20 protein-coding genes are annotated in these 19,276 nt (G+C 49.5%); 13 read left to right on the top strand and 7 right to left on the bottom strand.

Annotation, left to right across the window (positions count from 1 at the left end; translation table 11 throughout):
• Positions 1–25: 25 nt before the first annotated feature.
• The 3 genes from ABIC22_RS07630 to ABIC22_RS07620 form a co-directional block, all read right to left on the bottom strand.
• Positions 26–1,720, bottom strand: a complete 1,695-nt coding sequence (locus ABIC22_RS07630) for a copper resistance CopC/CopD family protein (protein ID WP_354479868.1) — start codon at positions 1,718–1,720, stop codon at positions 26–28.
• Between the two features lie 179 nt (positions 1,721–1,899).
• Complete coding sequence (locus tag ABIC22_RS07625; protein ID WP_354479865.1) at positions 1,900–2,556, bottom strand: response regulator; 657 nt, start codon at positions 2,554–2,556, stop codon at positions 1,900–1,902.
• A 1-nt stretch (position 2,557) separates the two neighbouring features.
• Entirely contained in the window at positions 2,558–3,388 is an 831-nt protein-coding gene (locus ABIC22_RS07620; protein WP_354479863.1) for a sensor histidine kinase, read from the bottom strand.
• Positions 3,389–3,676: 288 nt separating this feature from the next.
• Between ABIC22_RS07620 and ABIC22_RS07615 the strand changes: the two genes are divergently transcribed.
• Positions 3,677–3,844 carry a hypothetical protein gene (locus tag ABIC22_RS07615; RefSeq protein ID WP_164764296.1) on the top strand — a complete coding sequence of 56 codons (168 nt, stop codon included), beginning with the start codon at positions 3,677–3,679 and terminating at the stop codon, positions 3,842–3,844.
• Positions 3,845–3,986: 142 nt separating this feature from the next.
• On the opposite strand, the gene ABIC22_RS07610 is transcribed toward ABIC22_RS07615, so the two are convergent.
• The 3 genes from ABIC22_RS07610 to ABIC22_RS07600 all read right to left on the bottom strand — a co-directional run bounded on the left by ABIC22_RS07610 (position 3,987) and on the right by ABIC22_RS07600 (position 8,385).
• Positions 3,987–5,819, bottom strand: coding sequence for a bifunctional diguanylate cyclase/phosphohydrolase (locus ABIC22_RS07610; protein ID WP_127539119.1), 1,833 nt, complete (start codon positions 5,817–5,819; stop codon positions 3,987–3,989).
• Between the two features lie 251 nt (positions 5,820–6,070).
• Positions 6,071–6,703 (bottom strand): DUF5317 domain-containing protein, encoded by a 633-nt coding sequence (locus ABIC22_RS07605; protein WP_354479858.1) that lies wholly within the window; start codon positions 6,701–6,703, stop codon positions 6,071–6,073.
• A 239-nt stretch (positions 6,704–6,942) separates the two neighbouring features.
• Positions 6,943–8,385, bottom strand: coding sequence for a hypothetical protein (locus ABIC22_RS07600; RefSeq protein WP_354479855.1), 1,443 nt, complete (start codon positions 8,383–8,385; stop codon positions 6,943–6,945).
• Positions 8,386–8,663: 278 nt separating this feature from the next.
• Here ABIC22_RS07600 and ABIC22_RS07595 point away from each other — a divergent pair, with 278 nt between their 5' ends.
• The 6 genes from ABIC22_RS07595 to ABIC22_RS07570 all read left to right on the top strand — a co-directional run bounded on the left by ABIC22_RS07595 (position 8,664) and on the right by ABIC22_RS07570 (position 14,728).
• Positions 8,664–9,695, top strand: coding sequence for a BMP family lipoprotein (locus ABIC22_RS07595; protein ID WP_354479852.1), 1,032 nt, complete (start codon positions 8,664–8,666; stop codon positions 9,693–9,695).
• A 103-nt stretch (positions 9,696–9,798) separates the two neighbouring features.
• Entirely contained in the window at positions 9,799–11,298 is a 1,500-nt protein-coding gene (locus ABIC22_RS07590; protein WP_354479849.1) for an ABC transporter ATP-binding protein, read from the top strand.
• Positions 11,295–12,362 (top strand): ABC transporter permease, encoded by a 1,068-nt coding sequence (locus ABIC22_RS07585; RefSeq protein WP_127539122.1) that lies wholly within the window; start codon positions 11,295–11,297, stop codon positions 12,360–12,362. Before ABIC22_RS07590 ends, ABIC22_RS07585 begins: the two co-directional genes overlap by 4 nt.
• The gene (locus ABIC22_RS07580) at positions 12,346–13,269 is read left to right on the top strand and encodes an ABC transporter permease (protein ID WP_095291641.1); all 924 of its coding nucleotides are present in this window, start codon (positions 12,346–12,348) and stop codon (positions 13,267–13,269) included. Before ABIC22_RS07585 ends, ABIC22_RS07580 begins: the two co-directional genes overlap by 17 nt.
• Before the next feature lie 23 nt (positions 13,270–13,292).
• Positions 13,293–13,964, top strand: coding sequence for a sulfite oxidase-like oxidoreductase (locus ABIC22_RS07575; protein ID WP_354479846.1), 672 nt, complete (start codon positions 13,293–13,295; stop codon positions 13,962–13,964).
• 2 nt (positions 13,965–13,966) lie between these two features.
• Positions 13,967–14,728, top strand: a complete 762-nt coding sequence (locus ABIC22_RS07570) for a nucleoside phosphorylase (RefSeq protein WP_354479843.1) — start codon at positions 13,967–13,969, stop codon at positions 14,726–14,728.
• Positions 14,729–14,836: 108 nt separating this feature from the next.
• On the opposite strand, the gene ABIC22_RS07565 is transcribed toward ABIC22_RS07570, so the two are convergent.
• Positions 14,837–15,727: a LysR family transcriptional regulator gene (locus ABIC22_RS07565; protein ID WP_354479840.1), complete on the bottom strand. Its 891-nt coding sequence runs from the start codon at positions 15,725–15,727 to the stop codon at positions 14,837–14,839.
• Positions 15,728–15,926: 199 nt separating this feature from the next.
• Here ABIC22_RS07565 and ABIC22_RS07560 point away from each other — a divergent pair, with 199 nt between their 5' ends.
• The 6 genes from ABIC22_RS07560 (at position 15,927) to ABIC22_RS07535 (ending at position 19,276) form a co-directional block, all read left to right on the top strand.
• Positions 15,927–16,817, top strand: coding sequence for a DMT family transporter (locus tag ABIC22_RS07560; protein WP_354479837.1), 891 nt, complete (start codon positions 15,927–15,929; stop codon positions 16,815–16,817).
• 195 nt (positions 16,818–17,012) lie between these two features.
• The gene (locus ABIC22_RS07555; RefSeq protein WP_354479834.1) at positions 17,013–17,630 is read left to right on the top strand and encodes a hypothetical protein; all 618 of its coding nucleotides are present in this window, start codon (positions 17,013–17,015) and stop codon (positions 17,628–17,630) included.
• Positions 17,631–17,716: 86 nt separating this feature from the next.
• Positions 17,717–17,899 (top strand): hypothetical protein, encoded by a 183-nt coding sequence (locus ABIC22_RS07550; RefSeq protein WP_127539128.1) that lies wholly within the window; start codon positions 17,717–17,719, stop codon positions 17,897–17,899.
• Positions 17,900–18,009: 110 nt separating this feature from the next.
• Positions 18,010–18,492 carry a GNAT family N-acetyltransferase gene (locus ABIC22_RS07545; protein ID WP_354479831.1) on the top strand — a complete coding sequence of 161 codons (483 nt, stop codon included), beginning with the start codon at positions 18,010–18,012 and terminating at the stop codon, positions 18,490–18,492.
• A gap of 136 nt (positions 18,493–18,628) precedes the next feature.
• Entirely contained in the window at positions 18,629–19,024 is a 396-nt protein-coding gene (locus ABIC22_RS07540; RefSeq protein WP_127539246.1) for a metal-sensitive transcriptional regulator, read from the top strand.
• 51 nt (positions 19,025–19,075) lie between these two features.
• On the top strand, positions 19,076–19,276 hold the full coding sequence (locus tag ABIC22_RS07535) for a copper ion binding protein (protein WP_354479828.1): 201 nt from the start codon (positions 19,076–19,078) through the stop codon (positions 19,274–19,276).

The following is a 19,276-nucleotide window of genomic DNA, read 5'->3' as shown; positions in this document are numbered from 1 at the left end:
TTACCCCTCTCTTTTTCTAGAAAAATTATGGATTCGCTGTGTCGATCTCGAACTCGGTATCCAGTGAATCGAGGGATCGAGTCAACAGGTGAACCTTGATGCTCCATCGTCCAGGCATGGAGATGTATTCTTCCGCTTGGTACACGCCTGTATCATTTTTTGGAATGGTGATTTCATAAATTCCCATATCCATATCCAGGTGGGTCAGCGTTAAGGTGATCTGCTCCAGATCATTTACTACGCTGCCGTCAGGTGCTTTTACACCAACCTCGAACTGATTCTCACCGGTAACATTGGGGCTGACCTGAAGTGTGATCGCTGAGCCATCCTCTGTGGTTTGTACTCCCTTGAATGGACCAGCGGCTTCAGGCTGGCCGGGGGACAGATGGGTGAGTACAGCAGCCAGAGCCAGTACAACGGCACCTATAGCGAGCTCTGCTTTAAGACTGCCTGCCAGTCGGTTACCCTTGCCCTGTCTGGCCGTTCGGGCATGACGCCATGCGAATGCGATCATCACCAGCAGCAAAACGATCTTCGCAAGCAGCACGTAACCGTAAGTGGTGGTGAACAGGGACGTCAGTACAGGTTCGGGTAAAATGACCAAACTGCTATAGATCCCTGTAGCAACCAGAGCGGCTACAGCACCAATGCCCCAAGCCGCAAAACGGCGGATAGCTCCCCAATACACCTCTCCTCGTACCTTCGGAGGAAGCTTGTCTGCCAGTGGAGGCAGACAAACCGCCATGGCCGTCAGGGCACCAATCCAGAATGCTGCTGCAATCAGGTGGACATAGTCCATGGTTATGGCAAGTCCACGCTGCTCGGCTGCGGCAGGATGACCTGTCATAGCATGCGTGAGCAGCCATCCCAGTACAAGTACCAGTGAACCATAAGATGACCAGATGCGGATCTTCAAAGAGCGATCTCGGTCATATCCTGACAGAATTGTGACTGCAAGCAGCATCAGAATGAGCATTTGTGCCATCCAAATGAGGCCAAACGACGTTAGCTTCAAGGCACTGCCCATCAGTGCCCAGCTGAATTCATTGATAGCTACCCCTGACTCGTAAATGGTGTTCAGCGGCAAACTGATGATTGCGGCTACAGAAGCTGCCGCATAGCTGATCCATAACAGCTTATAGCTGCCTGGCACCTCCATGGGCTCTCTTGCTATGGATGACGGAGCAATCCGGAAGAGCAGGAAGGCGAGCGAGCCCAGGATGACAGACAATGCAAGATATTGAATCCAATCGGTCAGCGACAGTATCCATTTGATTGGACCGCCCGTTTGACCAGTTCCTGAGGTCAGATCCGCCAGACCCGCAGGGGCACCTGACGGTTCCCCGATATGGAATACATAGGCTCCCTGAATGGGATGGCCATCAGCCGACACGGCTTTCCAGCTGACGGCATATGTACCGTTGCCAAGTCCGCTGCGCAGCCCCGTTTCAAGCACGTGAGGACGCTCGGCGTCTATCTGCACGTTGCCGTCATCCGCTTGTGTACCGTCAGGTGCGGTAATTTTAATATCATAGAAGGCCGTTTGCAGCGATTCATTGAATTCCAGTGTCAAGCGCTCTGGAGCAGTGGCTACCAGCTCGTCCTCCCCTGGCGAGGCCTGAACAATATAAGCATGGGCTGAAGCCCATTGCGGCATAACCAGACAACACATGAGCAGCAGGGAAAGCATTACGGCCCAGTGCCGTTTATCCCATCTCATCGTAAAACGTCCTAAACTCAAAAAAACATCACCCTCAGGTTATAGAATTGTAGTTATTCTTCGGATGCCGATAACAATCTATACCATTATAACTTTGTCCAAAATAACGGCGTATGACTACATCGGGCTATAAAAAAACGATTATATTCCAAGAATTGTGACAAAAGCATGAATGCTTGCTACTTGCGCAGTTTTCGTCCGGCAAGGCCGCTTTCAAGTGCGTAGCGGGTCAGTTGAACACGGTTTTCGAGCTGCAGCTTCTGCAAAATATTTTTGAGATGATTCTTCACCGTTTGATCGGAAATGCCGAGCTGGTCTGCTATTTCGCGGTTCGTATACCCGGCGGATACCCACTGCAGAATCTCGAGCTCCCGTGTGGTAAGCGGGTTGTCCGGCACATCTTCACTTCGGGGCGCAGGGAACTCCTGCAAAATCCGGTACGCCAGCTCCTTGCTGAGCGGTGCATCGTCCGATACGATCGCACGCAGATATTCCAGCCAGGTGGAGGGGGCCAGGTTTTTGAGCAAATAACCCTGGGCACCCTGTTTCAGTGCTTCGAACAGATACGTTACATCGTCGGAGACCGTCACCATAACGATGATCACGTAAGGATAGCGGAGCTTGATCAGCCGGGTGGCTTCGAGACCATCCATATCAGGCATCTGTACGTCCATCAGAATAAGATCTGGCATCCACTGTTCGGTAAGTTCCAGTGCTTCCTGTCCATTTGATGCCGTACCAATGACTTCAAATAGGCTGTCTTCCGACAAAATGCTGCATATCGCCTCGCGCGCATGGGCATGGTCATCGACAACCAGTACACGTACATGTTCCATGTTAAGCATCCCCTTTACCTATCGTCATTCGTGTTAAGCCGGGTTCGGAATCCAGAGAAAAGGACCAGCCCATCTGAATGGCACGTTCCTTCGTAATCCGCAGTCCATATCGGTCCTTGATGTGCAGTGGATCGCCGCTGACACCTACGCCGTCATCCTGAATGCGAACAGACCAGGAGAGAGGATTGCCCTCCGCTTCCACTTGAACATGGGAGGCCTGCGCGTGTTTGCGTACGTTAATCAGAGCTTCCCGAATGCAGGCGAGGAGCTCAACTTGTTCTTTTGGCGTAAAGAAATGACTGTCCAGTTCCCAATGAACCTGGGCTCCAGGTATCGTTTCCTCCGTTAGGGATTCGACCTGTCCCTGAAGAGAAACTCCTGTAGGCATGGCAGTATGGCCGGGCACATATCGCAGCTGGGCGATGGCTTGCCGGACATAGGCATTTACTTCGTGTACAGTCTTGCGGATTTCCTGAATTTCATGTTCGTGACCAGTGCCGGCCATACCACGCTCGGCTTTGTCAGTTTTGACAGACAAGAGAAAAAGGGATTGCGCGATCCCGTCATGAAGTTCGCGGGCCAGCTGGTCCCTGGCCTCAAGGGCGGCCTTGGAGGCACGTTCCTGTTCCAGCGCCGCTCTTGCGCCTTCCAGCATCTTGAACAGTCGGCTCAGCAGCGTTACGCTGACAAGGTATACGATAACGGGAGTGAGCCAATTCCCCGCATCCATGGAGAGGTAGGGCATTAAAAATTGATGACGTATGTATTCCCAGAGACCAACGGTTAATGTGGGAATCAGCAGGATCATCCACTTGATTTGTTTGTAGGACATGCATCCAGAACTCCTTTAATATCGACTCTTTGTACGAATCTATGCCCCATTATAACCCAACCTGTCTCTGGCACCTAGTCTGTTGGTCTCGGAGGATATATAGGTGGATACGGGAGTATATAGAAGGATATCTAAGAACGACATGTCGTGACAGAATGTCATGGAGTGTGAGGCTGGATGTATACGGGAGAGGAGAGCTGTGCCTGTTTTCCCTGAGGCGGAAGGTTCTTTATACTTATATAGAACGTGAATTCATGACAAACCATGTTAAGGAGTGAACGCAACAACATGAATCAAGAGGTATTGGAACGTCGTAGTGAGTTGCTCAAGAAGAATATTCATCAGATGCTTCTTCAAGACAATCAGCACGGAATCAGTCGCCAGGATAACATGTTTTTGCAGCAGATGATCAAAGAGCTGCATCAAACTTCACATGAGCTGAGCACCACCCGTTAATTGGAATTGGTTCGTTAAGAGCTGTCCTGAATTCCAAGATTGACTCATTGATGAAAATGAAAATGGCGCTATCCCCAATGGACCGGGGGTAGCGCTTTGGCATTATATAGGGATTTTGTGGACAGCTGTACGTTAGCGTGCGTTAGGATAACAGCTGCTGTGCTGTCTTCTTCTGAATATAACGGATGAAAAGCTCCGCCAGCTCAGGATCGAATTGGGAGCCCGCACACGCCCGCAGTTCGTTGATCGCTTCATCCACCGTTTTGGTTTTCTGATACGGTCGTTCGGTGGTCATCGCGTCGAATGAATCAATGACAGTCAGCATTCGGCACAAGCGGGGAATTTCACGGTCTCTTAAACCGTAGGGATATCCTTTGCCGTCAAACCGCTCATGATGCAATTCAATATACGGGATCAGATCGTTGAAACGTTCGTTGGTCATCACCATTTTTTTGCCCCAGGTGACATGTCCTTTAATCGTTTCCCATTCCTCTGCGGTAAGCTTTTCCTTTTTGTTCAGGATGGACCACGGAATCTCCAGTTTACCGATATCATGAATCAAAGCACCCAGTACAAACTGCCGTTTCTCCGCATTGTCGAGTTCCAGCAGCTCACTGAGATCCAGGGCGTATTTATATACTCTTTTGGAGTGTTTGAATGTGTCGATATCCTTGTACCTGAACAGGTTCAGCTGCTGCTCGATATCCCGCACATCCTGTACCAGGTCAATTTCATGTTCCATGCCGTCATTGCTGCCATAACGATGGACATTGTTTTTGCCCTGTTTTTTGGCATAGTAGAGCGCCTTGTCAGCTTGGTCCACAAGCTGTGATTTATTGTACATATCTACCTGGTATCGTGCGACCCCGGCGGAGAAGGAGAGACAGCCGTGCGGAAACACCTCGACTCCTTCAAAAGGAGTATCATTCAGCTGCTTGCGCAGTTTGTTCATAAAGGTATAAGCCTCGTCCAGCTCCATGCCTGGCATGAGCAGCGTGAATTCTTCCCCGCCGTACCGAAAAGCAGTGACCTCGGTACCCTCCGTCTTGCGGTTTAGAAAATCTCCTAGCAGAGCAAGCAGACTGTCACCCTGCAGGTGACCGAAGCGATCATTATACTTTTTGAAGTCATCAATATCGATTAGCCCCAAGGAGAGCGGCGTTCCTGCCGCACGGGCAGATGCCAGCTCATTTTCCAGCATGTTTTCGAAGTGGCTGTGGTTAAAGAGACCAGTTCGTTGATCGGTATTTGCCTTTTCTTCAATGTTCTGGTACATCAGGAACAGCTGTTTGAACGCGTGAGATAACAGAATGCTGAGACTCAAGTAGAGCAGCAAGCCCAGAATGCCATTATGAATGACCAGTATGGTGAGCACGAGCGCCAGAATCAGTGTACATAGATAGACGAGCAGCGACTCGGTCACGAACGCACGTTTCATCTGCTGCAGAGCATCTTTGGTGGAGAAATGAAAGAATAAGCCCAGCGTGATCGTATTAATGATAAAGTATGCGGCAAGTGCTGCAAAGTAAGGAAACAGATTATACCCGTCCAGCGTTCCTGGAACACCGCCTGTCCATGTAAATATGGAAGCTGCTCCCGCAATCATAAGGCTGTAAATGCTGAAATTAACAATGTGTTTCCACCAGGCAAGCTTGCGATCCTTGATTAATAAAATGAGGGAAACGGGCAGGAGCACAGACAGGCTGAACGCACCGCCGAACATGAAGATACAGGCAAGATACACGGAAGAGTCCATGGATTGCTGATTACCCTTGGGTGGGATCTGAAAGGTGAAGTAATCCAGAATCAGCGCGGCACCCAGCATGGTATAGACCATAACCCATTCCTCAGTGGAGAGGTGCAGATAAGACAACTTGTTCATATACAGAAAAATACCGATGCCTGCACAGCACAGCAAAACAACATACATGCTGCTTCGGTCTGCTTTATGGATAAGATTACGAATAAAGTTCATACAAATTCTCCTGCTTGGTTTAGTCGGCTCTTGATGTATAGATATCGGTTTGTACTATTTAGATGTATAACATAACAAGTTACCTGGTAAAAATCCAGAAAGAAAAAACAGGCCGCTGGCAGCCTGTTTGTCTTGGTTGGCAAGTATGTACTAGCCGCCCAGCTTGTATCCCGAAGTCAACGCGACAACGACAGAAGCTACGATGATTGCATTGATGACGATGCGGGAATATTTAATGCCTTCAAATTTTTTCATGGAAAAGACCTCCCTTCCTTGGAGTCTGTCCTAATCTCTTCAGGCCGGATGGATGTCGCTGGCATTGCAGCCTTGCCGGAACGATTCACCATCATGTACTGGATAAACAGGAATATACCAATGTTCATGACCACATCGCCGATGCTGATCACCTGGGTCCGCGGATAAGGACTGGAGAGCGGGATGATATCACCCAGGAAGGAAAGGTGGGTAGATGCATCCATCATATAGTGTTTCGAGACCGCTCCACCTTCACGAAGCATATCCACATAGTAAGGTCCGAGTACAGCGGAAGCCTCCACCGAGACAGGCATGCGTCCACCATTCACCGCCATAACGATGAAATTGAGGAACACGCCAATCCAGATCAGCGTAAATCCCCGGTGATGCCGATTCAGCCACAGAAATGCAAGGCCTGTAACGTACACCGCCGCAAACAGATACCCGTTGATAGATGCAACCCAATCCAGTCTTCCCTGTAAGAAAAAGATAAGGAATTGGGCAAGCAGCAACAGTGGGAATATCCACCCGCCGCGAAGTTGAAGTGTTGCAAACTGGTGGAGACCATACCGGTACCCTCCCCGGAACAGTCCAACGATCAAACCGAGCAGAATGCCGTCATATACCATGATTAACTCCTGTCATTCAGATATGTGTCATTGCGGTTTCTTTTTGTGTACATATGTTATTCGACCTTTTACTGGTAAATCCTTCAAAGGAGAAATGATTTTGAAGAAGAATTTTGCAAAAAAATAAATGAAAAGCCGTCTTTACGGAACCGTGGATTCAATCCATCGCGCGGTTCGCGAAAAACGGCTGTTTGTGTGACAAATTACGAGATTAATTCTAACAGGTAACGAATATTTGTTTACTCCGATTCCCCGTTCAAATAATTGAAGAAAGGCTGATCTACCCAGAAGTTGTAGCTGGTAATGTCCGCATCTGGAGCAAGCTTCCGGAAGCCTTCCTGAATACCTTTCGCATTCTCTTTCAATGAGAAGGATTGAGCGTAGTAATTGCCGAGTGAAATCTTGTTGTTGGCAATGACAGGATAGTCCTGAACAGCTGTCGGTGAATAATAAAGCGGCTGCCACCAGGAAGCATAAATGAGGGCAGAGGCATCATCGCTGTTCTTTTTGGCATATTTCAGAATAATGTCATTGAAGAGGGCCTTGTCCGCCGTGTTGTTGAATTCAAATTGAATATCATATTCCTTGGCATATGCAATATAATTACCATTTTCAATTTGGGTCACTTTGTAATCCGGCGTTTCCTTGGGCTCGCCCCATTCCTTCAAATAGATGAAGGCAGAGGTTTTCGGCTGGAATTGCACATCGGCATCAATGCCCTCGCTGCGAAGCAGGCCAATCAGCTGCACGGCATGTTTGATATCGTCATGTCCATAAGTCAACGTCAGTTCTTCGATAAAATTGGAATCGAAGCGGCTATCCTTCAGGTTGTAGCCTGTAACGAGGTCATCCCGTAATGCCTGATCCACAATCTCTCTTAATTCGGGTGCTTCAATCAGATCCGCTGTGCGATACGCGGCATACAGTTTGGAGTAGATGTCGGCATCGCCAGAGCGTCCGATCTCATGCTTATATTTTCCCTGACTGGTCAATACCCGGCCAAGCAAGATGTTGGCAAAATCAGTACTCGCCGCTCCGCCCTTACGCAGAGCAGGATAGAGGCTTTCCGGAACCAGACCAGTATCGATGGCAGCGGCGAGCTCCTGAGCCGCCTGACCCTGAACGCGATTCGGGCTGATGCCAAGCTTGGTGAGCGCTTGTTTTGTTTTCTCTTCCGGATATGTATACGCAAGTTCCTTGAATCCAGCTGCCTTGACGGCAATGAATACCGCAGCATAAGTGCTAAGGGTGTCACCGGCACGAATTTCTGTACCAGACAGGATGCCATTATTATGTAGGGTGATGGCTGCATCATAAGATGAATCTCCCGAGCTCAGATCGGTAAAAGCAGGAGTCTGGGTCTGACTTCCGTTGGCTTCTTCCGTAGAGTCCGCTGCTGAATCTGCTCCAATAATAGCTGCTATGGCCTGAATGAATTCACCCTTGGTCAGCTGCTGTGGCAGCTGGATGTCGTATTTGGCCTGCAGGAACTGAGCATAATCGGCTGCACTCTCCGTATACACGGATGGAGTCTGGGATGGGGTTGCTTTTGCGGTTTGCGATGCGGATGGCGCGACGGGCGAAGCAGATGCAGCGGAAACCGAAGCGGGCAAGCTGAGGCTGCCGATCGTGACTGGCGCGGCGAGCAGAGCCGCCAGTGTGAACTGGGTGATTTTTTTCATATGAATAGCCTCCTTAAGATATGGTTGGAAAATGAAACAGTTTGCGCTATAATTCTGACAAAACCGATGTGAATTTAATAATTGGATTGACTTTAGCACGGCGAAGCCACCCATGTCAACGGAAAAAAGCCATTCTGGAGCGCTTCCCAAAGTATCTTCGTAGGTGATGAAATAATTATATTTAATTTGAATGTTTATGCACAAAGATTTATTGACAAGGATCGACAGTATCCGCTAGGATTATTAAAAAAAGAATGTGGAAAAGGGGAATCTTCAAAATGAAAAGAGGCTTATCGTTCGTCTTATCGATCATCATGTTGGCAGTTTTGCTCGCGGCTTGTGGAACTTCAGCTTCCAAAGACGAACAATCGGCCCAAGGTGGCGACAGTGAGAAATCACTGCGCATGGCACTCGTACTTCCTGAAAAAATCGGGGTAAACCCGTTCTTTGTACAAATGGATGAAGGTTTCAAAAAAGCAGGCGAAGAGTTTAAATTGGATACCAAAACGATCGAATCCACAGACCCGGCAGCATTCGAGCAAAATCTGCGTGCTGCGGTTGCGGAGAACTATGATCTGATTATTACGGCGACATTCCAGGCAGAAGATGCACTGAAAAAGGTGGCTGCCGAGAATCCGGACAAGTCGTTTGCCATTGTGGATACAACGGTTGATCTGCCTAACGTACGTAGCGTTGGTTTCCGTGAATACGAAGGAGCGTATCTGCTTGGTGCAGCTGCCGGACTATCTACCAAAACGGATAAAGTCGGCATGATCGCAGCAGTGGACGTTCCATTGATCAAGAAATATACCGAAGGTTTCAAAGCGGGTCTGGAATCCGTTAACCCGGATGCGGAATTCCTCGTGAACTACGTTGGTGGCTTCAATGACCCGGCCAAGGCAAAAGAACTGGCATTGGTACAATTCGGCAAAGGCGCTGACTTCATTGCTGGTGCATCTGCAGTAGGTGACCTTGGCGTATTCGAAGCAGCGAAGGAAAAAGGCTTCTATACATCCGGTCAGGATACCGATCGCACGGTTGAAGATCCAGAGCACATCGTATTGTCCCAATTGAAATCCACAGATACGGTTGCTTATGAGACGGTGAAGGATTTCGTAGAAGGAAACTTCAAAGCAGGTGCTGTAAACTATGGCCTGAAAGAGGACGGTGTCGGTCTGACTTTCGTTACACGTGATAGCGAATCCGCACTGAGTGATTTTGTTGGACAGGAAGTTATCGACAAGGTAAAAGCAATTAATGAAGATATCGTATCCGGCAAAATCGTTGTGAAGGATCCATTGCAACAATAGTTTTGATTGTTTGATGGAATTGTATTGATCAGCCGGCTGCCCGATCAGGCAGCCGGTTTTGCTGCTATTAAATGCCCGAGACCGAAAGGAGCGAACGCGAGATATGCTGTTGGAGATGGATCAGATTACGAAGAAATACGGCGGCTTCACCGCCAATCGGGATATCCGTTTTAATTTGCGTGAGGGAGAGATCCACGCCCTCGTTGGTGAGAATGGAGCGGGCAAAACAACCCTGATGCGCATGCTGTACGGAATGGAGCAGCCCACGTCAGGTACGATCAAAGTCCGGGGGCGCGAGGTAAGCTTCGCCACTCCGTCTCAAGCCATGGCAAGCGGTATTGGCATGGTGCATCAGCATTTTATGCTGTTTCCTTCCTTTACGGTGGCCGAGAACATTGTCATTGGCCGCGAGCCGGCTGCAGCTGGGGTATTTGACCGCAAGCAGGCAGCCGCTCAAGTGAATGACCTGGGCCAAAAATACGGCATGCCTGTTGACCCTTGGAAAAAAGTATCCGAATGTCCTCTCGGCATGCAGCAGCGTGTAGAGATCCTCAAAGTGCTGCATCAGGGGGCGGATATTATCATCCTGGACGAGCCTTCAGCGGTACTGACACCACTGGAAGTCAAGGAATTGCTGGCGAATATGAAATCTCTTGCGGCGCTGGGCAAGACCTTCGTATTGATTACCCACAAATTGCAGGAAGTCATGGACGTGGCTGACCGGATTACGGTTCTTCGCGATGGTCAGGTGACGGGCACATTGGAGGCGAAGGACACCAATGTGGAGGAATTATCCCGGTTAATGGTTGGGCGTGAATTGGTACGTCTCGACAAGCAGCCATCCGTGCCTGCAGAAGCCGTACTCCAGGTGGAGGGCGTGAGCTTGTCCGGAGCGAAGGATCGCTCGGCGCTGAAGGATATCCATATGGAAGTTCGAAAAGGAGAAGTCGTTGGCATTGCAGGTATCTCGGGTAACGGTCAGTCCGAACTGATCCAGGTTATTGCCGGACTGCGCACTGCAGACAGCGGCCGTGTCCTGCTCTCGGGGCAGGATACAACGAATTGGCCTGTTCGTCGCATTCGGGAGCATGGACTTGCTCACATTCCCGAGGATCGGTATATGTGGGGCGCAGCCAAGGATGCCAGTGTGCGTGAGAATGGACTCATGGGACATCACCACCGGCTTCAGACACGAGGCGTTATTAAGGCCAAAGCTGCACGGGCCATGGTAGAGGGCTGGATCAAACAGTTCAGCATCAAGACCGGTTCGTCAGAGACGAAGGCACAGTTCCTGTCAGGAGGTAATCTGCAGAAGCTGATTGCTGCACGTGAATTTGCGCAGGATGCTCCGTTCCTGATTGCAGCGGAACCGACACGTGGCGTCGATATCGGAGCCATGGAGACGATTCATGCCGAGCTGCTTCGCAAACGCAACGAAGGTGCTGGGGTGCTGCTCGTTTCTTCCGAGCTGTCCGAGATTTTGCAATTATCCGATCGAATTATTGTGATGTATGAAGGCGAGATTGCCGGGGAACTGAAGGCAGATGAAGCCACGGAAGAACAGATTAGCTTATTGATGGCAGGAGGGAAAGAGCGGGTATGAATCGGGTAAAAGAAACACTTCGCGGACTCGTACAGCCGCTGCTTGCCATAGTAATCGGTTTGCTTGCAGGAGCTGTGGCAATTCTGGTTGTTGGCGGGAATGTCTTCGAAACATATGCAGAGATGTGGAAGGGAGCCTTCGGGAACTTCTACTTCTTCACGAACACACTGGCTCGTTCGACACCCATTATCCTAGCTGGACTGGGTGTAGCACTCGCGTTCCGTGCGGGATTCTTCAACATGGGAGCCGAAGGACAGATGATTCTCGGGGGGCTCAGTGCTGCGCTCACGGCGCTCTATCTGCCAGGCCCGGGCTGGCTTGTCTGTATTGCGGCCATTGTGGCAGGAATCCTGGCCGGAGGAATCTGGTCCGTATTTGCCGGCTGGCTGGATGCCAGGTTTGGTATGAACCTGTTGATTACAACACTGCTTCTCAACTATATTGCCATCTATTTTGGCGGGTACATGGTATCTTATCCGTTCAAGGATCGCACCGGGTCCGCAGCGATGGCGCAGACGCCGATGATTGATCAGGGAGTCTGGCTGCCGAAGCTGTTTCAGGGCATGGGACTGCATGCCGGTTTCATCATTGCCATTGTAGCTGCAATCCTGATCTACTGGTTTACGCACAAAACGGTAACCGGTTATGAGATTCGCATGCTCGGAAGCAATCCATCGTTCGCGACGTATGGCGGGGTACGCCGGATTCGAATGATGATGCTGTCCATGGTAATTAGCGGTGGACTGGCAGGTCTGGCGGGGGCAGGCGAAGTGCTGGGAACACAGTACCGTTTCCTGGATGGCTCGCTGTCATCTGCGAGCTACGCATGGAGCGGTATCATGGCGACACTACTCGCCCGCTCGCACCCACTCGGTACGGCTGTAGCGGCCATTTTGCTTGCTGCCCTGCAGACAGGTGCAATGGGTATGGAACGAAATACGGATGTGCCGCTTGAAGTCGGCAGTGTAATCCAGGCCGTGCTTACGTTATTTGTATCAGCCCAGATCGGGTATTCATTCCTGAAGCGGAGAAAGGAGAAAAAATCCAATGCAGCAACTGTTTGATGCAGCCATGTTCGGCTCGACCTTGCGGATTATGACTCCGATCCTGCTTGCAGCGCTCGGCGGGGCATTGTGCTCCCGTGTTGGCCTTTTCAACGTGGGTCTCGAGGGACTCGTGCTGATCGGTGCTTTCTCCGCGATTGTCGGCAACTATTTGTTTGGCAATGTACTTCTGGCCGTTATCTTCTCTATTATTATTGTGATGTTGTTCTCGGCGCTGTTTGCCTTTATTAGTATTAATCTCAAGGCAAATGCCATCGTGGTAGGGATATCACTCAATTTCCTGGCGACAGGTCTGACGACCTTTGCACTACGGGCGATTTTTGATGTAAAAGGTGCATACTACGACAAGGACATGGTGGGACTTCCCAAATGGGATATTCCATTGATTAAGGACATTCCTTGGGTTGGCAGCGTATTTTCCGGGCACAGCCCGCTCGTGTACCTCGGAATCATACTCGTTATTGCATTACAATTTTATTTGTTCAAAAGTGTATCAGGTTTCCGTCTGCGTTCCGTCGGCGAGAATCCCATTGCAGCGCAAAGCATCGGGATCAAGGTACGCGGCATTCAGTATGGCGCGGTTCTGATGTGTGGTATCCTGTGTGCTCTGGCTGGCGCTCAGTTGTCACTCGGTCAGGTGACGATGTTTACGGAGGGCATGACCGCAGGTCGCGGCTTCATCGCCTTGGTAGCAACCATGCTGGGCCAAGCGAATCCGCTGGGCGTCATGGGTTCCAGTGTACTGTTCGGCTTCATGGAAGCACTCAGCATTCGTCTGCAGGGCTTCTCCCTGCCAACGCACTTCACCCTGATGCTTCCATATATTGTGACGCTGGTGGCGATGTTCTTTTTCAAAGACCGCACGTATGCACAAGATGCACTGAAAGCGGGCGGAAGCTCGCGCTAATGTAAAAAGAAGGAGGGTTACCATTGCATAACAAGGCTGAACGTCTGAAGAAAACCAAAACGACTGCGCCGAAAGTGGGTGCTGAGCATGGAGATCGGCTGCCGCCGGGACAGATGCTAACCGAGAAATTCCCGATTTTGCATGAAGGTGAAGTGCCTGAATACGACCTGTCCACATGGGATCTGAAAGTGTTCGGGGAGGTAGAGGAAGAGAAAGTGTTCTCCTTTGCCGAGCTTCAGGCCATGCCGCAGGTCAATACGGTGAGCGATATTCACTGCGTGACCCGCTGGTCCAAGTTCGATACCCCATGGGAAGGCATTCGCTTCTCGGATTTCATTAAGCTTTTGGGCGTTAAACCTGAAGCCAAATATGTGATGATCCATGCTGATCATGATTATGAGACAAATGTACCGCTCGAAGAATTGATGCATGACGACGTCTTGCTTGCCTTCAAATATAACGGCGAGCCGCTTACACCGAAGCATGGCTATCCGCTGCGCCTGGTGGTGCCGCAGCTGTACTTCTGGAAAAGTGCAAAGTGGATACGCGGTCTGGAGTTTATGACCGAAGATCGCAACGGATTCTGGGAGAGCAACGGGTTTCATCACTTTGCCGATCCGTTCAAGGAACAGCGCTTCTCGGGTGAAGATCTGCCGATCCCCGAAGATGAATGGACGAAGAAGGAGTTTGATTAACAATGTTAATGCCCATTTTGCAGATTCATTCGGAAGATATGCCTGCTTATGCGATTGTCTGTGGTGATCCCGCTCGTGCGGAGAAGATCTCCCGGAAGCTGGAGCAGGCGAGAGAACTGGCGTTCAGCCGGGAATATCGTACATTCGTTGGGCTATATGAAGGGGTGCAGATGGCTGTTGTCAGCCATGGTGTAGGTTCTCCCGGAGCGGCCGTCTGCTTCGAGGAACTGATTCGGGCAGGTGTGACAACCCTGATTCGAGTCGGAACAGCCGGATCCTATACGGCAGATTATCCTGCGGGCAGTGTCATTGTCAGCACGGCAGCAGTCCGTTCGGACGGATTGACCCGTCAGCTCGTGCCGGATGGTTTCCCTGCAGTTGCGGACATTGGAGTCACTCAGGCACTCATTGAAGCTGCACAGGAGAAAGGGAACACTGCGGACCCGGCAATGAATGCAGGTAAAGTCGGTGTAGGCATTACCGTTACACTGGATGCATTCTTCACAGGGGTTGAGGAGATCCCTCACCGCAAGTATAAACAGGCCGGCGCACTAGCGGCCGAGATGGAAATTGCAGCACTGTACATCGTCAGCACGCTGCGAGGTGCGCGTGCCGGTGCGATTGTGGCCATCGACGGCTTCGCCGACAGCGATCTGGCTGCTGAATATGATCCGCATACAGATGCGGTAGCACATGCGGTTGAGCGTGAGATCAACGCGGCTCTGCGTGCACTTGCTGCGCTCGCTCGGCAGGATCAGGCGTAAGCAGCGTTCAACGAATGCTGAGAATATAACTGTACACAAAACAATTTAAAAAAAGGACGTCCGCTTGGTCATGTAATGTGACTTTGTGGATGTCCTTTTTTTGTGTGTTTAGCTGCGCTGTCCAAACAATTGCTGCGCCGTCTCGATGAACAAACGGGAAGCTGGAGAGGCCTCCACCAGAGAAGGGACGGCGATCTCGATGTGGCGATAAGCCTTCGGTTCGGTAGGGAGTGCCTTCACACCAGGAGGGAGCCAAGAGAGAGAAATGGCAGGCAGCAAGGCGGTTCCGAGTCCCTGTTCAATCATGTTAAGGCATGTATTAATGTTATGGACGATAAACCCAAAGTTGAGTTCCGTTTCCGCACGTTTAAACAGATCCACGATCGGCACTTCATATCCACCGTTGCATACAATCATGGGATGTTGATTCAGCATCTTCACAGGCAGGATCTCCTGATTGGCAAACGGTTCATCCTCCCGGAATACAGCCAGCATTTCTTCGTTGTAGAGCGGCAGTGTTTCATAAGCCATCTCTACCGGGTCCTGTTCCGTAACAATAATGAGTGCGACGTCAATTGCACGTGAGTTAAGCCATTCCTGAATTTCATGAATGTTTCCCTCATGCAGTTCAAATTCGATGTTAGGGTAGCGATCACGAATGGATCGGATAATCTTGGGCAGCAGATGAGCTGATGACATGGGAAAAGAACCGATGCGAATCGTACCGATTTCAAGTCCCTTCTCGGCTGCAACGACCTGCTGCACTTTATCATATTGCTGTAGAATCCGGCGGAAAATGACAAGTATTCGTTGTCCTACATCGGTAAGCACAATGCCGTTCCGCCGGTCCCGTATGATCAGGGTAACGTCCAATTCGTTTTCCAGCGATGAGATAGCCCGGCTAACCGCGGGCTGCGTCATGTTCAGTTCCTGTCCGGCACGAGTGAAGCTTCCGGTCTCGGCAATTTTGACGAATAACTGTAATTGTGAATTGTTCATAACAAATATGATATGCTCCTTATGATTAACATGCATTTCAATTATTACGCTCGTTATTGTATCATGGAGAAACAGAACGATCAACGGAAGGACATGGGCCTATTCGACTCTGAATATAGATGGGCTGAGACAGTGGCATGAATCTGGTGCCTGATTGTGGATCGGCTCTGAAGCTGTGCAAGATAGGAGAGGTTAATTTATGGCTTTATCACGTGCAAAAGCAGGCTGGGTCCTGGCTTTTCTAGTACTCATGTGGGGAGTAAATTGGCCCCTGACCAAATACGCTTTAAACTATGCACCGCCGCTTTTATTTGCAGGCATGCGCCTGTTGATTGGCGGACTGGTGCTCGGTATCTATGCTTTTCCAAGGTACAAAACGCTGCGGCTTCGGGAAACCTGGCATATCTATGCGATCTCGGCGGTGCTGAACATCATTTTCTTCTACGGATTTCAGACGGTAGGTCTGACGGAAGTACCCGCAGGTTTATTTTCCTCCATCGTATTCCTGCAGCCTGTGCTGCTCGGTATTGGGGCTTGGCTGTGGCTGGGCGAGTCGATGTATGGGCTGAAAATTGCCGGACTGGTCCTTGGTTTTGCAGGGGTGGCAACGATCAGTATCGGCGGCATGACTGGCAAAGTATCACCTGAAGGGGTTATGCTCGGACTGTTTAGTGCCATCAGTTGGGCAATCGGAACCGTATATATGAAGAAAACATCGACGAAGGTGGATGGAATCTGGATGACGGCCATTCCTATTCTGATTGGCGGGGTTGTCTTGACATTGACGGGTACAGCGACAGAGAGCTGGGCTGAAGTGCAATGGGTACTTCCATTTATATTGGATATGCTGTTCATTTCGGTCTTCGTCATTGCGCTGGGTTGGCTCGCATTCTTCAAACTGGTCAGCTCAGGAGAAGCGAGTAAAGTGGGGTCCTTCACATTTCTGATTCCGCTGATTGCACTGTTCTGCAGTGTATTGTTCCTTGGGGAGTCCGTGACGGTTAATCTGATTGCAGGTCTGGTTATGATTATCGCTAGCATTCTGCTCGTAAACATGAAGATGAAGGGCAACAAAGTGGCTAAAATATAAAACCATGTGGCGAACCTCTTCGCACCCGGCTATCATAGCCGGACGAGAGGCTCGTCATTTTTTTGTTTTACAATAGAGTTAATTGCAATCTATGGAGAGGGAGCGAACGTAGAGTAGCGAATAGTTTCTATTAGATACTTAGCCAATGGATACCTAAGTCAGTGGTGAACTTCGAAATGGGGAGGAGATTAAAATATGAGTTCAGGTTGGAGTGAATTTCGTGCCATCCCTTTTGAGTACAATGATCAGGTACGGCAGATTGATGAACAGCTGCTTCGACTGGTCGCTGAGAGGAAGCAAATAACAGGAGCGGTTCAGTACCATCCACCTCAGGAAGTAATAGATGAATGGACAGCGTCTCTGGATTTGAAGGAGGAAGACATCCGTTATGTCCTGCGTAGTGTACAACCAGTGCCTCAGAGGCAGTTTTTCCCGCCTGAAGAGCTCCCATTGATGGGTGTCGTTCCGATTATGAAGAGAACGATCCAGGATTCCTGCGAATATCTCATCACGCATTCGATGCAATATGAGACGGAAAGTATTATTCATTTGGAGATTCATTATAAAGGAAGTGAAACGGACCGTGTACACGTGGTGCCTCATTTGGCGTTAGAAGTGATTAGTGAACAGAACCATATGTCGATGAGACATAGCAGTCGTGGAGGAGGCGGCGAAACACACATAAGTTTTCGGGTTGTGCCCGCGCTGCCTTCCTCTCTCGAACAGGTTCAATTTTCACTGGTTCCTTCAATTCCGGAACTGGAACATAAGATGGAAGAAGTTATTCTGGATAAACAGGTGGATTTCGTATAGCTACATCGCGAATGGGAATGAAATAATTGGGTAAGTTATATAAAGGAACATCATTATAATGATGAAATATAAAGGAGGACTCTAAGATGACACAGAATAATCAACCTCAAGATGAGGCGGAAATTCGCAACAAGCTGGACGAAGACGGGGATTCCTTGATGGAGAAAAAGAAAATCATGAACGGTGTAGATATCGAGCCACAAGCGGACGATTGGGCAGCCAAGCCATCACCGGTTGCATTTAATGAGAGCAAATCCTCCAAAGAATAAGACGAAACGAATGAGTCGTTTCTGACGAAGCAGATACCGCTGAGGTATCTGCTTTTATTATATTTTGTTGTATAATAATGTAAATTCAAGTAAAGGAAGGTGTGATTCAAGTGGATCCAATCCAGATTAGAAAGGCAGTGGCCACCGACTATCCCGGTGTTTCCCTCCTGATGGATGAGCTGCATCAAATGCATGTTGAGGCTCGGCCTGATGTGTATCGAGCATTGCAACCCAGAATGGAGAAGCAGGAGTTTGTATCATTGCTGGAGACGGATAAGCGTTATCTGTATATTGCTGAATCGGTAGGCACGGGGGATATTCTGGGGTACGGTAGTGCGCAGTTCAGTTTGATTCAGGGAGTTGAACTGCTGTTGGATCGCAAGGTGCTGTATATTAATGAATTGATCGTCGGCAGTGATGGGCGGGGTCAAGGGACGGGTAAGAAATTGATGCATGCTCTAATTGAACTGGGCAGGGAGCTTCAGGCAGATAGCGTAGAATTAACAGTATCCACATTTAACACGGGAGCGCAGGCCTTTTATGAACAGATGGGTTTAGCCGTCCGCAGCAGCAGGATGGAATACATACTGTAATGATGACTTGCACAAGGTATAACGTAAAGGTTTCAAAGGGCTCTTATGGGGAGAAAAAAAACAGTATTTTTGATGCTTGAATACCCCCATGGGGTATGTTACACTGTGAAAAGAACGAAGAAAAGAGGTGTTCATGATGGATCATCAGAGCCATCCCAAGGAACCCTTGGAACCATCTGTAACGCCGTCCGATGACAATGCAACCGGTCAACAAGCAGCGGCATGCCATACCGAAGGCAGTGACGGGAAGCATGTGCGCAAGAGCCATCACTCGCAGGAGATGAAGAGCAACCTGATATCTCGTTTGAACCGGGTCGAAGGCCAGATTCGCGGGATCAAGGGATTGATCGAGAAGGACACGTATTGTGATGATGTGCTTACCCAGATTGCAGCTGCGCAGTCTGCACTAAATTCAGTGGGCAAGCTGCTGCTTGAAGGCCACATGAAGAGTTGTATTGTTGAACGGATTCAGGCAGGGGAACATGAGGTAGTGGATGAACTGTTGGTAACGGTAAGAAAGTTGATGAAGTAATTGTTAAAAGAATAAAGCAATCATTTATATATCCCAAGGAGGAATTGAATCATGTCTAACATTACGCTTAATGTTACTGGAATGTCGTGCAACCACTGTGTAAAATCGGTTGAAGAAGCGGTGAAAAACGTCGGTGCCAAGGGTCAGGTTGATCTGGCAGCGGGAACCGTTGCGGTGGAATATGATGAGCAGCAGGTCAATGTGGAGCAGATCAAGGCTGCCATTGAAGATCAAGGGTACGATGTAGTCTAA

It is taken from the genome of Paenibacillus sp. PvP094 (assembly GCF_040546835.1).
Lineage (GTDB): Bacteria > Bacillota > Bacilli > Paenibacillales > Paenibacillaceae > Paenibacillus > Paenibacillus illinoisensis.
Note: the sequence above shows the minus strand (reverse complement) of the source record. Positions and strands in the feature narration are given on the sequence as shown.